The sequence below is a fragment of the Achromobacter mucicolens genome (assembly GCF_029866465.1).
Taxonomy (GTDB): Bacteria; Pseudomonadota; Gammaproteobacteria; order Burkholderiales; family Burkholderiaceae_B; genus Achromobacter; species Achromobacter mucicolens.
On the sequence record NZ_CP123364.1, the window covers coordinates 5,038,170 to 5,056,402 of the forward strand.

14 protein-coding genes are annotated in these 18,233 nt (G+C 65.0%); 5 read left to right on the forward strand and 9 right to left on the reverse strand.

Translation table 11 applies throughout. The features are described from left to right. Positions 1–9 precede the first annotated feature (9 nt). On the reverse strand, positions 10–2,199 hold the full coding sequence (locus QEP15_RS22930) for a TonB-dependent receptor (RefSeq protein ID WP_280148141.1): 2,190 nt from the start codon (positions 2,197–2,199) through the stop codon (positions 10–12). Positions 2,200–2,780: 581 nt separating this feature from the next. Here QEP15_RS22930 and QEP15_RS22935 point away from each other — a divergent pair. Both QEP15_RS22935 and QEP15_RS22940 read left to right on the forward strand, forming a co-directional pair. After that, positions 2,781–3,965 carry a chymotrypsin family serine protease gene (locus QEP15_RS22935; protein WP_218895224.1) on the forward strand — a complete coding sequence of 395 codons (1,185 nt, stop codon included), beginning with the start codon at positions 2,781–2,783 and terminating at the stop codon, positions 3,963–3,965. Positions 3,966–4,040: 75 nt separating this feature from the next. Beyond that, positions 4,041–4,337: a hypothetical protein gene (locus QEP15_RS22940; RefSeq protein WP_175156161.1), complete on the forward strand. Its 297-nt coding sequence runs from the start codon at positions 4,041–4,043 to the stop codon at positions 4,335–4,337. A 28-nt stretch (positions 4,338–4,365) separates the two neighbouring features. Here the strand turns inward: QEP15_RS22940 and QEP15_RS22945 are convergent, their stop codons facing one another. From QEP15_RS22945 to QEP15_RS22955, 3 genes are all read right to left on the reverse strand, one after another. Beyond that, complete coding sequence (locus QEP15_RS22945; protein WP_175156162.1) at positions 4,366–5,055, reverse strand: 4-carboxy-4-hydroxy-2-oxoadipate aldolase/oxaloacetate decarboxylase; 690 nt, start codon at positions 5,053–5,055, stop codon at positions 4,366–4,368. Next, the gene (locus tag QEP15_RS22950) at positions 5,052–5,771 is read right to left on the reverse strand and encodes a PIG-L deacetylase family protein (protein WP_175156163.1); all 720 of its coding nucleotides are present in this window, start codon (positions 5,769–5,771) and stop codon (positions 5,052–5,054) included. The genes QEP15_RS22945 and QEP15_RS22950 overlap by 4 nt, the downstream gene beginning before the upstream one ends. Before the next feature lie 66 nt (positions 5,772–5,837). Beyond that, positions 5,838–6,842: a Bug family tripartite tricarboxylate transporter substrate binding protein gene (locus QEP15_RS22955; RefSeq protein ID WP_226847282.1), complete on the reverse strand. Its 1,005-nt coding sequence runs from the start codon at positions 6,840–6,842 to the stop codon at positions 5,838–5,840. A 110-nt stretch (positions 6,843–6,952) separates the two neighbouring features. On the opposite strand from QEP15_RS22955, the gene QEP15_RS22960 reads away from it, so the two are divergent. Further along, entirely contained in the window at positions 6,953–7,846 is an 894-nt protein-coding gene (locus QEP15_RS22960) for a LysR family transcriptional regulator (protein ID WP_280148142.1), read from the forward strand. Positions 7,847–7,872: 26 nt separating this feature from the next. Beyond that, a complete protein-coding gene (locus QEP15_RS22965) occupies positions 7,873–8,718 on the forward strand; it encodes a DMT family transporter (protein WP_280148143.1) in 846 nt (281 codons plus the stop codon). Between the two features lie 83 nt (positions 8,719–8,801). Here the strand turns inward: QEP15_RS22965 and QEP15_RS22970 are convergent, their stop codons facing one another. The 4 genes from QEP15_RS22970 to QEP15_RS22985 all read right to left on the reverse strand — a co-directional run bounded on the left by QEP15_RS22970 (position 8,802) and on the right by QEP15_RS22985 (position 15,777). Further along, complete coding sequence (locus tag QEP15_RS22970; protein ID WP_280148144.1) at positions 8,802–12,305, reverse strand: autotransporter outer membrane beta-barrel domain-containing protein; 3,504 nt, start codon at positions 12,303–12,305, stop codon at positions 8,802–8,804. A 308-nt stretch (positions 12,306–12,613) separates the two neighbouring features. Beyond that, positions 12,614–13,159, reverse strand: a complete 546-nt coding sequence (locus tag QEP15_RS22975; RefSeq protein ID WP_262759500.1) for a GAF domain-containing protein — start codon at positions 13,157–13,159, stop codon at positions 12,614–12,616. Further along, positions 13,156–14,511 (reverse strand): MFS transporter, encoded by a 1,356-nt coding sequence (locus QEP15_RS22980; protein ID WP_056324799.1) that lies wholly within the window; start codon positions 14,509–14,511, stop codon positions 13,156–13,158. The genes QEP15_RS22975 and QEP15_RS22980 overlap by 4 nt, the downstream gene beginning before the upstream one ends. 36 nt (positions 14,512–14,547) lie before the next feature. Continuing rightward, positions 14,548–15,777, reverse strand: coding sequence for a metal-dependent hydrolase family protein (locus QEP15_RS22985; protein WP_062841225.1), 1,230 nt, complete (start codon positions 15,775–15,777; stop codon positions 14,548–14,550). 146 nt (positions 15,778–15,923) lie between these two features. On the opposite strand from QEP15_RS22985, the gene QEP15_RS22990 reads away from it, so the two are divergent. After that, positions 15,924–16,940: a LysR substrate-binding domain-containing protein gene (locus QEP15_RS22990; RefSeq protein WP_217618272.1), complete on the forward strand. Its 1,017-nt coding sequence runs from the start codon at positions 15,924–15,926 to the stop codon at positions 16,938–16,940. A gap of 32 nt (positions 16,941–16,972) precedes the next feature. Here the strand turns inward: QEP15_RS22990 and QEP15_RS22995 are convergent, their stop codons facing one another. Next, the gene (locus QEP15_RS22995; protein WP_175156170.1) at positions 16,973–18,175 is read right to left on the reverse strand and encodes a pyridoxal phosphate-dependent aminotransferase; all 1,203 of its coding nucleotides are present in this window, start codon (positions 18,173–18,175) and stop codon (positions 16,973–16,975) included. Positions 18,176–18,233 lie beyond the last annotated feature (58 nt).

An 18,233-nucleotide genomic window follows, 5' to 3' on the forward strand; every position in this document is an offset into this window, starting at 1 on the left:
TCGGCTTCCTTAGAAGGCGATGCTGGTCGAGAACGTGTAGGTGCGCGGCGAGCCCACGAACAGGTAGCCTGCCGTGGCGGTGCCCCAGTAGTTCCGGTTGAACAGGTTCTCGACGTTGAAGCGGAAGGTGACGGGCGTGCCGCTGATCTTGGTCTCGTAGCGCGCGCCGGCGTCAACGCGGGTCCAGCTTGGCACCGACAAGGTGTTGTCGGCGTTGGCATACGTCCTGTCGGTGTAGATGACGCGGCCCAACACCGTCAGACCTGGGACGAACGGGGTGTCCCACTCGGCGCCCAGGTTGAATTGCCAGTCGGGCACGCCGATGGCCTTGTTGCCCTGCAGGCCAGGCGTGGTGGCCTTGTTGATGACGGCGTCGATGTAGCTGATGCCGCCCAACAGGCGCACACCCTTGGTGACTTCGCCGGCAAAGCTGGCTTCGACGCCTCGGTTGCGTTGTTCGCCGAATTCGCCAAAGGTGTTGCCCGAGATACCGGAGCTGGGGCGGGTCAGCTCAAAGAGCGCGACAGTGGCCAGCATGTCGTCGTTCAGGTTGTACTTGACGCCGAGTTCCTTCTGCTTGGACTTGAAGGGCGACAGCGTTTCGCCTGGATTGGTGATGGCCGCGCTGGTGGGCGCGGTGTCGCCTTGCGACAGGCCTTCGACGTAGCTGGCGTAGACCGACAGATCCGGCCGCACCTTGAAGACGACGCCGGCCAGCGGCGTGGTGGCGCTCTTGTCATAGCGCGGGCCGCTGGGCTCGCCGTTGGCGAAGTTGTAGTTCTGGCCCTGCACGTTCTGGCGGCGCGCGCCCAGCGTCAGTTGCAGCCGGTCGTCCATGAAACCCAGGGTGTCGGCCAGCGCGTAGCTGGTCAGCTTGGTGCTCTGGTAGCGGTTAAGCGGATTGCTGATGCCGGAGATGGACGGCGTGTCGAAGATGTTGCCGGCGTAGATATTGGAATTGCCCGGCGGAAAACCGGTGTAGAAGCCCAGGTCGGATTTCTGGTCCAGCAGCGTGTAGCTGAAGGCGACCTTGTGGCTCACAGGGCCGGTCTTGAAGTTGCTGCGCAGGCCGGCTTCGGTGGACTTGCTGTCCACCGTCATCCGCTGCCAGCCGCCGAAGAAGGAGTAATCGCCCTGCGTGTTCTGCAGCATGGGGTTGGCGGCGAAGGCGTCCCAGTCCAGCTTGCGTTGGCCGTAGCCTGCGTAAGCAGTCAGGTAGTCGGTGATGTCGTATTCGATCTTGAACACGCCGGCGGTATTGCGCCCGTCGCTCCAGCCCAGGCCCGGATACGGATTCTTGTTGCTCGGCGCCTCGGGAATCGAGGTCAGGTCCGCGCCAAGCTGAAACTGGCGCACGACGTTGTCGATGCGTTCCTTCTGCCAGATCAGGTCCAGGGAGGACCGCAGCTTTTCACCGCGATAGTCCAGCGCAACCGACCCCAGCGCTTCGCGTGTCGACTGGTCCTTGATTGGCGTGTCGCCGTCTCGCAGCATCCCGTTTACGCGGATGCCAAACGCGTTGTCGGGACCGAAGCGGCGTCCCACGTCGGCATGCACGCCAAAGACGGAGTCCGACATGACCGAGCCCGTGACCCGGGTGATGGGCTCATCGGTGGCGCGTTTGGGCACCAGATTGACGACACCCCCCACGCTGCCGCCCGGCGTCATGCCGAAGAGCGCCGCCGACGGTCCCTTGATGATCTCCACGCGTTCCAGGGTCTCGACCGGTGCGCGCCAATAGGGCGTCAGGCCGAACATGCCGTTGAACGCGAAGTCTGCGGTCGGCACATTGAAGCCGCGGATGGTGAGGTCTTCGTTGATGTTGGACCGGGCACTGCTCATGCGCACGGACGGATCCATGGTGGCCACGTCGGCGACCGACCGGGCCTGCTCGTTCTCGATCGTCTGGGCGGTATAGCTGGTGACGCTGAACGGGGTGTCCATGACGGACGTGTTGCCCAGGATGCCCATGCGGGCGCCGCCGCCGATCAGACCGCCGGCGATGGGCGCGGGCGCCTCGCCCAGGGCAACGGGCGCGCTGGTCACCGTGACGGTGGGCAGGACGGTGATCGCGGCCGGCGCCTGCGTCTGCGCCGATACCGAGGCGGCGTAGAGCGCGGCGCTGCCCGCCAACGCCTGTTTCACCGCCAGGGCGACGCCCTTCTGCCTGCCTTGACGGCCATTCGATGCTTTACCCACAGCCCCACCCCATGCGTTCTTTTATATAAAACGCGCATGATAAGCATTCTTATTACATATCGCTACGGGGGTTTGTCTGGATGTGGTGCGGACGCATCAATGTCGCGAAATCCGGATCTCATCCGCCACCGCCAATCGCTTGATGTCCATACCAAAAGTTGTCCATACCAAAGCGCGGGGCACCGTCAAATAATGGCCGCATGACCGCTCAAAAGGCCTAATCCGCCGCCAGATCCCGCGGCTTGAAACGCCTGGCAGCCCGCGCATCGGGCGGACTGCCGCGCATTTCCCCTTCCTGCGGAACGCGCCGCGGCCGATAGCCGGCGGGCTGCCGCAGCACACGCCGGTGGCGCGGCGTCCAGCCCTGCCGCCTTCTCCGAGCCCCTCCCCGACATTTCTCTCCAGCCCCGATCCGCCCGCCGCCAACTGCCAGGTGCGCTCGCCGCAAGGCGCGCCCGCGGGCTGGGGCTGCCTTTGTCCGGCCAGACCGGCCATCCATCACAAGGAGCCATCGACAAACCATTTAGTGGCAATCACACGGTTTTAGCTAACGCTTACCCAATCAGTTGGAGGACATTGTCATGTCAGGAAAGAACAACAACACCCCACGGGTGGACAACCCGGGCGAAGAAGACCAAGGCGGGCCGGCCAACGGCAAGTCCGCTTCCGGGGCGCCCGAGAACCCGGACTCTGACGCCGCCGGACTCGAAGCGCTGGGCCAAGAGGCGGAACAACAAGCCGTATTTGCCGAAGCGGGCGTATCCAATGATCTGCTGGCGCTGCGGGACGCGATCGAGGCGCAGTTGCTGACCGCGTCCGGCGAATTCCGGACGCTTTCGGATGCTGGCTCTTCCGAAGGCATCGTCGGGGTCGGCATAGGATTGCCGGACCCCACCAATGTCACATTCGGACCGGGCGGGCCCGGTGAGCCCGTGCTGACGATCTTCACCGAAAGCGCCATGCCGCAGGAGGCGGTGCTTGGCCAGGTGGCGCAGGCGGCAGGTACACGCGCCCTATCGAGTGTGCCGGTGCAGCAGGTGCCGGTGGGCGTGGTGGATGCGTATTCGCATCGCGCGCGGCATCGGCCCGCGCCTGCCGGCGTGTCGGTCGGTCACGTCAACGTCACGGCAGGTACGCTCGGAAGCCGGGCGATCGGGCTGACGGCGCCGTGGACCAATCGCCATCTGATCCTCAGCAACAACCACGTGCTGGCAAACTCCAACGTCGCCAGCGTGAACGACAGCATCATCCAGCCGGGCACGGCGGACGGTGGCCGGCATCCGGGCGATCAGATTGCCGTGCTGGCACGCTGGGTTCCCATTGCATTTGGCGGCGCGGCGAATTTTGTGGACGCCGCATTCGGCTGGGCGTGGCACGAGCGCATCCGCGGTGATCAATATTATTTATCGGGGGGCAGCGCCGCGTATTACAAAACCGGCACGGCGCCGCTTGCCGCGTCGCTGGGGCTGATCGTCGGCAAAAGCGGCCGTACCACGGGTCTGACTCAGGGCCGCGTGACACAGATTGGCGTGTCGGTTAACGTCAATTATGGCGGCGGCCGCGTCGCGCTGTTCCGTAATCAGATTGCCATTCAGTCCGTCAACGCCAACCCGTTCTCCGCGGGCGGCGATTCCGGCTCGCTGATCTGGCACTGGGCATCCGGGGTGCGACCCGTCGCTTTGCTGTTTGCGGGCGGCGGCGGCACGACGTTTGCCAATCCGATTGCGTCCGTGCTGTCCGCACTGAACATCAGGCTATTGCCCTGATTGACGTTCCGGCCGCCCTGCCCAACCAGGGCGGCCGCTTATCAAGCCATATCCGAAGCACGAGGAGCTGGAGCCATGAGCGACACACGAAAACCCGGACCCGACTTCTCCGGCGCAGGCGCCGTCGAATACAACCCGGATCAAACGCAGCCGGCCGGCGCCGCTGGTCAGATACTTGCCAGCGAGGAAGCAAGGCTGCTTGCCACTCCGGGCGTCGTCTCGGTGGGCGTCACCACGGGGCGCCCCGGCGAAGAAGCGCTTGCCGTGGGCGTGACGGACGCCAACGTCGCGGCGCGCCTGCCCCGCGAAATCAATGGCGTCCCGTTGGTGATTACAGTGACCGGACCGGTGGACGCGCAAGGGCAGCGCTAACGCCCACCCGGTAAGCAGCGCCGGCGTTTCAGCCTCCCGGGGTGCGGTCCACGTACACCAGCCCGGCAGCCGCCAGCTTTTCGCGCATGCCGTAGATATCCAGCCCCAATTCCCCGGCGGCCAGCCGCTTGCGCTTGTCCGCCTCGTTGCGCAGGCGCGCGTCGCACGCATCGGCCACTTGCGCCGCCCGCGCACGCGGCACGATGCACACGCCATCGTCGTCCGCAATGACGACATCCCCGGGTTGCACCAGCGCCCCAGCGCACACGACCGGCACATTCACCGATCCCGGCGTTGCCTTGACCGTGCCCTTGGCCGATACGCACTTGGACCACACCGGAAACTGCATGTCCTTCAACGCGGCGACATCGCGGCAGCCCGCGTCGATCACCAGTCCTTGCACACCGCGAGCGCGCATGGAGGTGGCCAGCAGCTCTCCGAACATGCCGTCTTCATTGGACGACGCGCAGGCCACCACGACGATATCCCCGGGCCGGCAAAGTTCGATGGCGACGTGCAGCATCCAGTTGTCGCCCGGCTGCGCCAGCACCGTGATCGCGCTGCCCGCGATGGATGCGCCGGCGTAGATGGGTCGCAGCGTGGGCTGCAACAGGCCCGTGCGTTGCTGCGCTTCGTGCGCGGTGGCGACGCCTGCCGACGCCAGGCGTGCGATGACCGAGCTGTCCGCCCGCTCGATGTTCCTGACCGCGAGGCTCATGCCAATTCTCCGGTGACCTGCGGGAACACGCGCTGATAGCCCTCGGCGTATTTAATCTTCAGGTTCGAGTTGCGCGACGCCTGCACGCCGCGTTGCAGGGCGACGCGGGTGTAGTACTCCCACAGGTGTTCCTGCGCGGCCATGGTCTCGAAGGCGCGGCGCTTCTGGTCCCAGACTTCGGAGATATCGAGCAGCACTTCGGGCTTCCACTCGCACTGTTCGGGCTGATGCGGCTCAAAGAGGAATACGGGCGGTGCGCCCAGCACCGCTTGCTTCGGATGATGCCCATGCGCCTGCGCGATCACGCGCGCTTCCTGCGCCACGTGCGTCGCCAGCGGGTGGTCGAAGTTGTACGGGTCCTTCTGCGAATGCGTCAGCACGAACTCCGGCTGCAATTCGCGGTAGACGTCCACCAGCTCGAACAGCGCTTCGTCCGATACGCGCAAGGGATAGTCGCCGCAGTCCATGAAGCGGATGTCGGCGCCCAGGATGCCGGCGGCCAGACGCGCCTCGTCGCGGCGGTCGGCCTTGACCCGCTCCAGCGTCATGCCGGGCTGCTTCCACAGCTTGGCCGATTCGCCGCGTTCGCCAAACGACAGGCACACCACGGTGATTTTCCAGCCGCGCTTGGCGTACAGCGCGATGGCGCCACCCGCGCGCCACACAAAGTCCGCGGAGTGCGCGCTGACGACCAGCGCGTTCTTTTGCCGTTCCATTTCAGTTCCTTTATGCAGTGTTTCGCCCGCGGACCGCGCCGCGGCCCCGGGCTGGCGCAAAGGCCATCAATCGGCCTTGATGCCCGCGTCCTTGATGACCTTGGTCCATTTGGTGGTTTCAGCCGCCACGAATTCGCCAAACTGCTTGTCCGTTCCGGGCGTGACCACCGCGCCCATCTCGGCAAAGCGCTTCTTCACGTCGGGGTCGTTCAGCGCGGATTGCAGCGCGGCGTTGAGCTTTGCGGTGACGTCGGGCGGAAGATCCTTGGGGCCGATGAGTCCCCACCACACGGTGGCCATCGCGCCCGGCAGGCCTTGCGACACCACGGTGGGCACATCGGGCAGCATGCTCGCCGGCTCGTCGTCCAGCACGGCCAGCGCGCGCAGCTTGCCCGCCTTGACGTGTGAGACGACTTCCAGCGGATTGATCGACATGAAGGAGATCCGCTGCCCCAACAGATCCGTGACCGCGGGCGAGCCGCCCTTGTACGGCACGTGCAGCGCCTTCATGCCGCTCTCGCGCTTGAGCAGTTCGCTGGCCAGATGGCCCGAGCTGCCATTGCCGGCCGACGCGTAGGTCAGCTTGTCCGGGTGCGCGCGGCCGTAGTCGGTCAGATCCTTCAAGGTCTTGAACGACGATTCGACGGGTACCACCACCGCCAGCGGCGCGTAACCGATCGCGCCCACCGGCGTGAAGTCGCGCGCGGGGTCAAAGGTCAGCTTGGAGAACAGCGCGCCGTTGGCGGCCAGCGTGTTCGATGCGGTCAGCAGCGTGTAGCCGTCCGCCGGAGCGCGCGCCACCGCGTCCATGCCGATGTTCGTCGCCGCGCCCGGGCGGTTGTCGACGATGATGGTCTGCTTCAGCGCGTCGCCCATTTTCTGGCTGACCAGGCGGGTAACGATGTCGACGCCGCCACCCGCGGCGTAGGGCACCACGATGCGGATCGGCTTGTCGGGATAGGCGCCCTGGGCGGCTGCCGGCAACGGCGCCAGCATCGCGGCCATCAGGGCGCTTACTGCTGCGGCGGCGGCAAAGGTGCGGCGGGACCGGGACGGCGCGTAAGCCTTCATGGTTGTCTCCTGTGTCGTTATGCGTGTTGGTATGGGCGCATGATGCGCGCTGTACACTCATACCGTCCAATACCGTTTTCCACGACGATCTATTTGCTTTCCAAATCGATATGGATTTTCGCCAACTGCGTTACTTCGTCACCGTCGCCGAGGAACTGAGCTTCAGCCAGGCCGCGCGGCGGCTGCATGTCAGCCAGCCGCCGCTCAGCCTGCAGATCAAGGCGCTGGAAGAAGAGCTGGGGTCGCCGCTCTTGACGCGCACGAGCCGCAGCGTGGAACTGACGCAGGCGGGCGCGTTGTTCCTGGACCAGGCGCGCCGCGCGCTGGCGCACCTGGAACGCGCGGGCGAGGTCGTGCGGCAGTCCGCGTTGGGAGAAACCGGCGAGATCCGCGTGGCATTCACGGCGTCTGTGCCGATGTTCGACGCGTTTCCCCGCATCGTGCATGCCTTTCGCACGGATTTTCCGGGCGTGGGTGTGGACTTGAGCCACCAGTCGACCGGACAGCAACTGCGCGCACTGGCATCCAAGGACATCGACGTGGGCTTTCTGCGCCCGTCCATCCTGTTCGTGCCGCCGCCCAATATCGCGACGCTGCCGCTGTGGACCGACCGCCTCATGGCCGCCCTGCCCCAATCGCATCCGCTGGCGCGCCGCAACGCGCCGTTGTCGATGACCGACCTGGCGGACGAGTCCTTCATCCTGTTCCCGCGCGGGCTGGGCTGCGGCTTGTTCGACCACGTGGGCGTGCTGGCCAGCCGCGCGGGCTTTGCCCCGCAAGTGGGCCAGGAAGCGCGCGAAGGCGCGACCATCATCGGCCTGGTAGCGGCAGGAATGGGCATCTCGATCCTGCCCGACACCTACATGAAGACGGGCATTCCCGGCGTGGCCTACCGCGAACTGGACACGCCGGATGCGCAAAGCCAGGTGTTGCTGGCGTATCGTTCGGAGGATGGGTCCGCGCTGCTGCAGCGGTTCCGCGAAACCGCCCAGGCCGCGCAGTAAAGGAAGCGGCAGCCGCGTCCCTCGCCATGACCTTCCGCCTCTTCGCGCTCACCTTATTGGCCATGCTGGCCTTTGCCGGCAACTCGCTGCTTTGCCGGGTCGCGCTCAAGCAGACGGCCATTGATCCCACCACCTTCTTCACCATCCGCATCGTGTCGGGCGCGCTGATGCTGTGCCTGGTGCTGGCGCTTCGCCGGCAGACCGGGCGTGTCGAAGGCACGTGGGCGGGCGCGCTGGCGCTGGTGGGTTATGCGCTCGCCTTCTCGTATGCCTATACGCATGTACCTGCGGGCACGGGTGCGCTGCTGCTTTTCGGGGCCATTCAAATCAGCATGATTCTGTATGGCCTTGTGGCCGGGGAACGGTTGGCGGCGATGCAGTGGGCCGGCACGGCACTGGCGGTCGCCGGCCTCGTCGCGTTGATGTGGCCCAGCGCCGATGCGCCACCGGTGTTCTACGGATTGCTGATGATCCTGTCCGGGGTGGCATGGAGCATCTATTCGCTGTTGGGCCGAGGCGCAAAGAACCCGGCCGCCGCGACGGCCGGAAATTTCATCCGGGCAGCGCCCGTCGCGGTGGCGCTGCTGCTTGCGCAATTGGCCGCCTCCCACGTTCGATTCGATACCGCCGGCGCGGCCTATGCGGTGGCCTCTGGCGCGGTGACCTCGGGCCTGGGCTACATCCTGTGGTACGCCGCGCTCAAACAGTTGACCGTGACGCGCGCCGCCACCGTACAGCTCAGCGTGCCCGTGCTGGCGGCGCTGGGCGGGACGGTGTTCCTGGACGAACCGATGACCGCGTTGCTGATCGCGGCGTCGGCCTTGGTGTTGACCGGCGTGTCGCTGGTGATCTTCAACAAGCGCGCGGCGTGAACCGCCGGGGTGCCTGACGTGGGAGCGCAGACAGCCCCGGCTGGCAAAGGCCGCCCGCACGGCGCGGCCTGCGCGGTTTGTGGTTACCAGCGATACCCAACGTTCAGCATGCCGCCGTAGCCCCGCTGACCGCCGTTTCCAGCCTGGCCAAACAGCTCGCCGCTAACCTGCCACGACTCGCGGACATTGCCTGCCACGCCGATTCGCAGTTCAGCGGCATCGCGCATGGGCGTCGCCTGGAATGTCGAGGCGCCAACGTTGGCTTTTGCGCTGCCCGAGTTGTGCAGCCAATTGGCTTCGACATAAGGCCGCACCGGGAACGTGGCGGCGTCGTTGCCAAGCGGGTATGCGCGGACACCCACGCGCGAAGTGACTGAACTGGCGGGCGAGTTTTTCAGCGTCATGCTGGGCAACACAGCGTCCTGGGCGTCGTATCGCGTGTAGGCCAGTTGGGCTTGCGGCACCACGACCATCGCACCCAACGCGGAATCGGCGGCGAAGGGCTTGAGCGCGTATCCCGCTTCCACCGACGCGGTCCAGGTGTTGGAGCGGTAGCGGGCCGAGCCTAGTTCGCTGTTGATTTCGTTGGAATAGCGGCCGAACTGCAACCACGAATCGGCGTATGCGCCCAAGCGGGTGGCATCGTCGGCGTAAGCGGTGGCATAGATGCCCACCGAATACCCGGTGACCTTGCCTCGGGCATCGGCACGCATCGCCATGCCGGTGCCCGGGTGGATGAGTTGGGAAGTGGCGTGCGTGCGCGCATCGCCCGCCCCGGCCATGACCCCTGCCTTGAGGACGCCTTGCTGACCCAGTCGCGTGCTCACGAGGTCGGCTCCCATCTGCAGCATGGCGGTGTCGGTGTCGATGCTGACGTGACCTTCGTGAAGTTTCATGCCGGTGTGCCGCGCGCCCTCGGTACGTGCCCACACCTGCCGGGACGCGCTGCCGGGTGCAGATTGACCTGCCGACATTTGCGCCACGGTCCGATCCGCCAGGCGATGCACGAACATCCGGGTCGCCGCGACCTGATTGCCGATATGCGCGCCGTTTTCCGGTGAGACGTTCTGCAGAGATCCCGGCGGGGTAGAACCGGTTGAGCCACCGCCACTGCCGGGAGGCGTAGTCACACCACCGCCCGGTGGCGTTTCGGTGCCACTACCCGGCGGCGTTTCAATGCCGCTGCCGGGAGGCGTCTCAGTACCGCTGCCGGGAGGCGTTTCAGTACCACTGCCGGGAGGCGTTTCGGTTCCACTGCCCGGAGGTGTTTCGGTTCCACTGCCCGGAGGTGTTTCAGTACCACTGCCAGGAGGCGTTTCAGTACCGCTGCCCGGCGGCGTTTCAATGCCACTTCCCGGCAGCGTCGTCGACGTCAGATACCAATCGGACGCCACGCCGCCCGTGCCGCCCTGAACCAGGAAATAGTCGTAGCCATTCAGAGCCAGGCTAGTGGTTGAGGGCCGGAAGCCAGTCGAGTCCGCATCCAGATAAAACGCATTGCCCGCAATCGTGGCCCCGTTGGTGGCCTGCACGAGCCGGATGCCTTGCGTGGTCAATGCGCCTGCGCCGCCGGCGTTCAAGACACGCAGCCCGGTGGTGCCCGTGACCGCGCCGCCGTCCACGACGAGCCGGTCGGTCAAGGACGTATCGTCGCCCAGCTGGGTATTCATGACCAAGGTGCCGCCGCCGATGTAGTCGGAGACGGTCAGCGTCTTGAATCCAGATTGCGCATCGGGAGACACGAACCGGACGACGCCCGCGTTCGTCAGGGTCTTGACGACCGAATCGCCGCGCATGTTCCAGACGCTGCTGCCGTCTAACTTGACGCTGTCCACCGAACCCTGCCCCGCGCGCACCGCGCCGGTCCACGCAGTGCCGCTGGCCAGGCCAATGTCGACGCGGCCGCTGTCGGAAGTCAGCACGTCGCCCGTCATGAGCGCGTCTGTGGCGTTCAGGGTGACGCGTTGCGTCTGGTACGGTTGCCCGGGGACGATTCCCGCGTTGGGAGTCGCCTGCGTTCTAAGTAGGATGCCGCTGGCTTCGTCGCCGCCGGATCGGGTCATCACCGTGGCGTTCTGGACGGAGATGTCGTGATCTCCACCCCTGACGAGAAACCCCACGCCATCGTGGGTCTGAAGGTCGCTGCCGTTCGACAGCACGAGCGAGTTGGCGCCCTGCGGTTCGTAGCGCACGCTCTGCACGCCGTTTGCGTTTTGACCCGTCATGATGACTTGCGTTTCGCTCAGCGAAACAGCCGTGTCGCCGGCGCCGATGTTTCCAAGCAAGTGCGCGCCGGTCGCGTTTGTGGACTGGCCATTCAATTGGGAATTGACGGCGTCGATGTGCGCCCCGTCGGTGGCCTGGAGCGCTCTTCCCCCTGTGCCGGACACGTCCACCGTGACGCCGTCCAGCGAAACGTGGGCGCCGCGTTGGGCGGCGCTCGCCCCTACCGCATTGGTGGCTTCGGCCAGCACATGCGTGCCGACGGCGGCAATCGTCGATGGCGCCGTGTCATCCTCCGAAAACGCATACAGGCCGGCTTGTCCTGCACGCAGCGTGCCTCCTTGAACCTGAGCCGACCCGTTGACAGTGCGAATCCCGTACCGGCTGGCGTGAATATCCACGTCCTTCGCGTTGATCACATGGTTGGCCCGCCCGACGACACCGTCAGTGACGGCGACGGCCTCGCTACCGATCGTCACGTTATCGAGGGACGCGGTAGCTGTCGAGTTGCCCAACAAGTACACCCCAATGAAGACGCCGTTGGGCCCACCCAAGACCGTGTCGACGACGTTCAGGGTTGCACCGTCAGAGCCGGTAATGGCGCCCTCAATGACGCTTCCCGTCACGGTCGCCACGGAGTTGCCTGACACATGCAGAGACGAGGCAGCGCTCTGTACGATTCCTGTCTTGGTGTGGCTGTTGGTCATCGTGAAGTCAGCATCCTGCACCGAGATGAGCGCGGTCCTTGCCGTGCCCGATTCGTCCACGCTGGACACAATGACATCCGTTAGCTCGACGTGCCCGCCCGATTGCGCGCGCACCGCATAGCTTTCGATCTCATTGCGAGCAACGCTGGTGATCTCAAGATTCTTTGCGGTGATGTGCCCTCCGCTCGCATGCATCGTCGCTCCGAACCCGCCTGCCCCGGACACATTTGTGCCGTTCAGCTCGATGCGGCCGCCATCCACCGCCCGCACGGTGGTTGCCATCGACGAGAGCTGGGAGTTGGTGGCGCTCACCAGACTATTGACCTCGGACGCGGACAAAGCGGTGCCGTCTTGCGTCTGGACGGTACTGTCCGTGAGCAGGATCGTCCCGCCGCCCTGGGCGTGCGCGCCCCGGCCGTCGGCTTCTCCGATCAGCGAGACGCCACTTGCCTCGACGCTATTGCCCGATCCGTCGACGCGGATTGCCTCTCCGGTACTGACCGTGACATTCCAACCAGGGAACAACAACAACGACGTATTGCCCAGCGGGTCGTCGACAACGATGGGCGCGGTCGGCGCCGCCGACACCATCAAGGGAAAGGCCGGAATCGTTGCGGCGAGAATCGCCGCGACAACCGGGGAAAGAGGGAAATGCATTGCAAGCTCCGTAACCCGTGCGCGGCCTCGGAGATGCGAAAAGCCAGATGCCAGCCAAGTGCAGCAACGCCGAACCGCCACGAAAAAAAGCGACCATTCTCTTGACGTCGCGCAAGCTCGCACATCGAAAGACTTCTAAAGCTCGCTCCCCCTCTTGCAAAAACGCGGTGACACGCAACAATTCAGACCAGTTCCCGCAACAATGTGCAAAACCGTCGCCGTCCCTGTTTCCGGACGAAAAAAGGGCCGCGTCGAAAGCGGCCCGCAAACATCGTCCCGCACCGGGACGGATACTCACATTACGCAACTCACACGCTGTCCAACGCGGAACGGTCCACGCTAGCTGCCGCGGACGCCGCGTCCTGCATCGCTTCGATGAACACGGGCGCGCACAACCCAGCCACGACCGCCGCCAGATCCGGATCGATATCGTCATAGGCATGCCGCGCGGCCAGCATGTTCAGCGAGCCGATCACCCGCGCCGCGTGCCGCACCGGGATATTGAACGCCGACTGCAGCCCGCGCTCGATCAGCATCGGCGCTTCGGAGAAAACGGTACGCACGTCGTCTTCGTTGCTGGCGACATACAGGCGCCCTTCTTCCAGCACCAGCCGTGACCACGGGCCGTTGCCGGTGGCCTTGAAGCCGCCGAGCGGACTGATGGTGTCGTCCGACGTGTGCAGACGCTTCATCAGCTTGTGGTCCTGCAAGTACAGCAGCGCCGTGAACAGCTTGTGGCCAAAGCAGTCTTGCAGCAGGTTGGAGATCACGCCCCACTGCGCCTGCCGGTCGCCGGCCAGCGCCAGATCGCGGGCGTGGCCAGCCAACGCGTGGAATGCGGAGGCCTTGGTCATGCGTTGATTTCCTCGAGCACGACGCCACGCGTGTTCTTGCCGTAGAACAGGATGCCCAGGCCGCCGACCAGCAGGATCGCGGTCATCATGGCAAACACGCCGGCAAAGCCCAGGACCGGATATGCCACGCCAACGATGGTGGGCGACGCAATGGAGCCGATGCGGGCAAAGGCGGAGGCCGCGCCCATGCCGGTCGCGCGGATCGACGTGGGATAGATTTCGGCGGTGTAGGTGTATTGACCGGCGATCACACCGTTCATGCCGAAGGACAGCAGCATGCTCAGCATGATGATCTGATGCTCGCCGCTAGCCAGCGCCAGGCCCAGCGCCGACAGGCACGACAGCAGCATGTACGCCAGGATCGTGTACTTGCGGCCGATCTTGTCGTTGAAGTACGCGGCCGAGAAGTAGCCCGGGATCTGCGACAGGTAGATCAGGATCGTGTACGAGAAGCTCTTGGTGATGGTGAAGCCGCGCTCGACGAGCAGGCTGGGGATCCACACCAGGAAGGCGTAGTAGCAGAACAGCACGGTGATCCAGAACACCCACACCAGCGCGGTGGTGCCCAGGTATTGCTTGGAAAACAGCGACGCCAGCTTGGCCATGGCGGTCTGCTGGTCTGCGGGCGAGGACGCAGCCTTGCGCGTGGCGACAGGCGTGGGCAGCGGGCGGCCGGTGCTTTGCTGCACTTCGGCTTCGATGGCTTCGCAGATGCGGTTGGCCTCGGAAGTCTGGCCGGTGTGTTCAAGCCAGCGGGGCGACTCGAACAGCGACTTGCGCCACCACAGCAGGAAGACGACCGGCACCGAAGCGATGATCATGATGTAGCGCCAGCCGTCGTCGCTCATCGGGACGATGAAGTAGCCCAGCAGCGCCGACATAACGAAGCCGAACGAGAAAAAGCCCGCCAGCGCGCCGGTGAACCGGCCGCGGTACTTGCTGCTGACGAACTCGGCCAGGTACGGCGCGATGATGGCGCCTTCCGCGCCCATGCCGATGCCGGCGATCATGCGCAGGATGTAGAACTCGTGATAGTTGCGCGCAAAGGCGTTGACGAACGTGGCGACGCAGAACAGCAGCAGCGCCCACATCATGATCTTCTTGCGGCCGTAGCGGTCGCCCAGGATGCCGGAGAACAGCGCGCCGACCAGGAAGCCGACGTACGTGCTGCTGGCGATCCAGCCGATCTGGCCGGTGGTCAGGCCCCACTGCGTGCGCAGCGAGGGAATGATGAAGGCGATGATGCCGGCGTCCAGTGCTTCGAAGGCGAGCCCGAGGCCGCCGATCATCAGCAGCCGGAAATGAAAGCTGCTGAAGGGCAACCGCTCCAGGCGGTCGGATACGGAAAACATGATGGGGAAGTTCCGGAGATAAAAGGAAGGGGGCCGTCAGCAGGCGTTCTTGTGCAGCAGGCCGCGGTTCATGATGAGCTTGATCGAATCGGGCTTGGTCAGCAGTTCGATGTCGTCCAGCGGATTGCCATCGATCAGCAGCAGATCGGCGTAGGCGCCTTCGCACACTTCGCCCAGGAGGCCTTCCTGGTTCAGGATCTCGGCGCCGATCAGCGTCGCCTGCTGGATGACCTTGGCATTGCCCAGCACGCGGCTGCGCAGCACCAGTTCGTCGGACTGCATGTAATGGGTCTCGCCCAGCAGGTCGCTGCCGTAGCCCATCTTCACGCCGACTTCGTCGAGGATCTCCAGCGCGGTCAGGCCTTGCGTGCGCACGGTGGCGATCTTCTTGACCGAGTCCAGCGGCAGGCCGTAGCGCTCGCCGTCGTTGGCCAGGCCTTCGTAGGTGATCAGCGTGGGCACCATGTAGGCGCCATGTTCCTTCATGACCTCGGCGGCCTCGCGGTCGACGAGGTTGCCGTGCTCGATGGTGCGCACGCCGCAACGCACGGCGCGCGTGATGGCGCGCGGGGTGTAGGCGTGGGCCATCACGTAGGTGTTGGCGTTATTGGCCTCTTCGACGATGGCGATGAGCTCGGCCTCGGAGAAGCCCAGGTTCTGGATGGGGTCGTTGGGGGAGGCCACGCCGCCGGACGCCATGACCTTGATCTGCGTGGCGCCCTTCAGGATTTCCTCGCGCACGGCCAAGCGGCAGTTGTCCACGCCGTCGACCACACGCCCGATGTTGCCGATCTTGACCGAGCAGGGGCACGGATCGAGCTCGTCGTTGCGCTGGCGGAAGTCGCCGTGGCCGCCGGTCTGGGACAAGGCCTTGCCCGAGCAGAAGAGACGAGGGCCGTCGATGGTGCCGTCCAGCACCGCCTGCGCCAGCGCCCAGTCCGCGCCGCCCGCGTCGCGCACGGACGTGAAGCCGCGGTCCAGCATGCCCTGCATGATGGGCAGCGCGCGCAGCAGCGCCAGCGCGTTGGGCAGGGACGCGACGCGGCCCAGGTTGAACGACGACGCCACAACGTGCACGTGGCAGTCGATCATGCCGGGCATCAGGGTCATGCCCTTGGCGTCCACCACCTGCGCATCCGCGGCAGCCGGTTCATCGGCGCCAATGCGGGTGATCACGCCATCCTCGACCAGCACGGTCGCGGCGGCTTCAAGGGCCAAGGTTCGGGTATTGAGGATCCTGCAATTCTTGATGACAACCGGCTTCATAAATCGACCACGTAAACAGTTCAAAACGCCGGGAAATCACGGCATGCCGAACTCTACCGGTACAATTCGGGGGTCCGATACCGGGTCTCCCCCTATGCGTTCGACACAAATTTGAACAGCCTTATGAGCATTACTCATACCCCCCTATGAGACGTCGCTGCCCCACCCTTTCTGAGTTAAACGCATTCTCCGCGGCGGCCCGGCACTTGTCGTTTTCCAAGGCGGGCAAGGAACTGTTCGTCACGCAAAGCGCCATCAGCCGGCATATCGCCACGCTGGAAAGCTACCTGGGACACGCGCTGTTCATCCGGGGCACCAATGGGCTGCAGCTCACCCGCATGGGCGCCACCTACCTCAGCCTGATCCGGCCGGCCCTGCATACGCTGGAAAGCGCCACGTCGCAGGTCATGGCGACGCAGCAGTCGGCAAAATCCCTGAACGTATCGGCCGCGCCGACCTTTGCGGCGCAATGGCTGTTTCCGCGATTGAAGACGTTCCGCGAGGTCAACCCGGACATTTCCATCAATTTCGTGCGCTACAGCGTGGCGGATTACAAAAGCACCGAGCTCGATTTCGATGCGTCGATCCAATATGGGTATGGCGATTGGCACGATGGCGACGCCAAATACCTGACGGGCCGCGAAACGCGTCTGGTGTGCTCGCGGGAATATCTGGATCAGCACCCCATCGGCAGCCTCGAAGACATCAAGCAATGCACGCTGCTGCAGCACATCGAGATTCCGCTGTCCTGGGAATATTGGTTCTCGACCTACCTGGGCGATTATGACCGCGCACGGTTCGGCCCGGGCTTCAATCTGTTTTCGATGATTATCCAGGCCGCGTCTTCCGGCTTTGGCGTGGCGCTGATGCCGCATTGCCTGATCGAAAAGGAACTGGCCACAGGGCAACTGGTGGACATTTTCGACCGGACGTTTGAAAGCCCGCTTGGCTATTATCTTTGCGCGCCGAACTGGCGCAGCAACATGGAAAGCTACGAACGGCTGAGCCAGTGGCTGGCGCACGAGTGTTTTCACGGCGGGCACGGCGGCGATGCCGCCCTGCCCACTGACGTGCGTCCCGCGCCGGGAAAGCCGGCTGCTGAACGGATGGCGCCCGCGCAGCCCGGTGAATCCGACTGCCCGTATTGCGGGGCGGCAGCCTAATCGTCCGGCGCAAACGCCCGCCCCAACCGCCTTTATCCCAGCTTCGCGCAAGCGCGCTTGATGCGCGCGCAGCCCTCTTCCAACTGTTCCATCGACGCCGCGTACGAGATCCGGAAGAACGGCGACACCCCGTACGCCGCGCCTTGCAGCACCGCCAGGTTCTCCTCGTCGAGCAGGTACATGATGAAGTCCTCGTCGGTCTTCAATTGCTTGCCCGCGGGCGTCGTCCTGCCCAGCAGCCCCTCGCAGGACGGAAACACGTAGAACGCGCCTTCCGGCATGTGGCAGTCGATGCCGTCGATGCGGTTCAAGCTGGCCACGATCATGTCGCGGCGCGTCTGGAAGATGCGGGTTCGTTCGGCCATGAAATCCTGCGGGCCGGACAGCGCTTCCTGCGCGGCCGCCTGGCTGATCGAAGACGGGTTGGACGTGCTCTGCGACTGCAGCTTGGTCATCGCCTTGATCAGGTCGGCCGGCGCCGCCCCGTAACCGATACGCCAGCCGGTCATCGCATAGGCCTTGGACACGCCGTTGATGGTGAGCGTGCGCGCCTTCAAGTCGGGGGCCACCTGCGCCAGGGTGGCGAACTGCCGGCCGTCGTACAGGATGTGTTCGTAGATGTCGTCAGACATCAACCAGACATGCGGATGGCGCCGCAGCACTTCGGCCAGCGCCAGCAGCTCTTCGCGCGAATAGGCCGCGCCGCTGGGGTTGTTGGGACCGTTCAGGATCACCCAGCGTGTGCGGGGCGTGATCGCCTTGTCCAGGTCGGCGGGCTGCAGCTTGAATCCCTGCGCGGGCGGGCAGGCCACGAAGACCGGCGTGCCGCCCGCCAGCAGCACGATGTCGGGATACGACACCCAGTACGGGGTCGGCACGATCACCTCGTCGCCCTCGTCGACGGTGGCGAGCAGCGCGTTGAAGATGATCTGCTTGCCGCCGTTGCCGACGATGATTTCGCTGGCGGCGTAGTCCAGGCCGTTGTCGCGGCGGAATTTCTCGCGGATCGCGGCCTTGAGCTCGGGTGTGCCGCCCACGTCGGTGTACTTGGTGCGCGACTGCGCCATCGCGCGCACGACGGCCTGCGTGACGTTGTCGGGCGTATCGAAGTCGGGCTCGCCGGCCGTCAGCGCGACGATGTCGCGGCCGGTGGCGCGCAGTTCACGGGCCCGCTGGCCCGCCATCGAGCTGGGCGAGGGTTTGATGCGCTGGATGCGCGCGGCGGTCTGGATCATGGAAGGTCCTGGAATTGACGGGTTGCAAGCAGGTAGGGTGCGCGGGCAATCAGGCTGG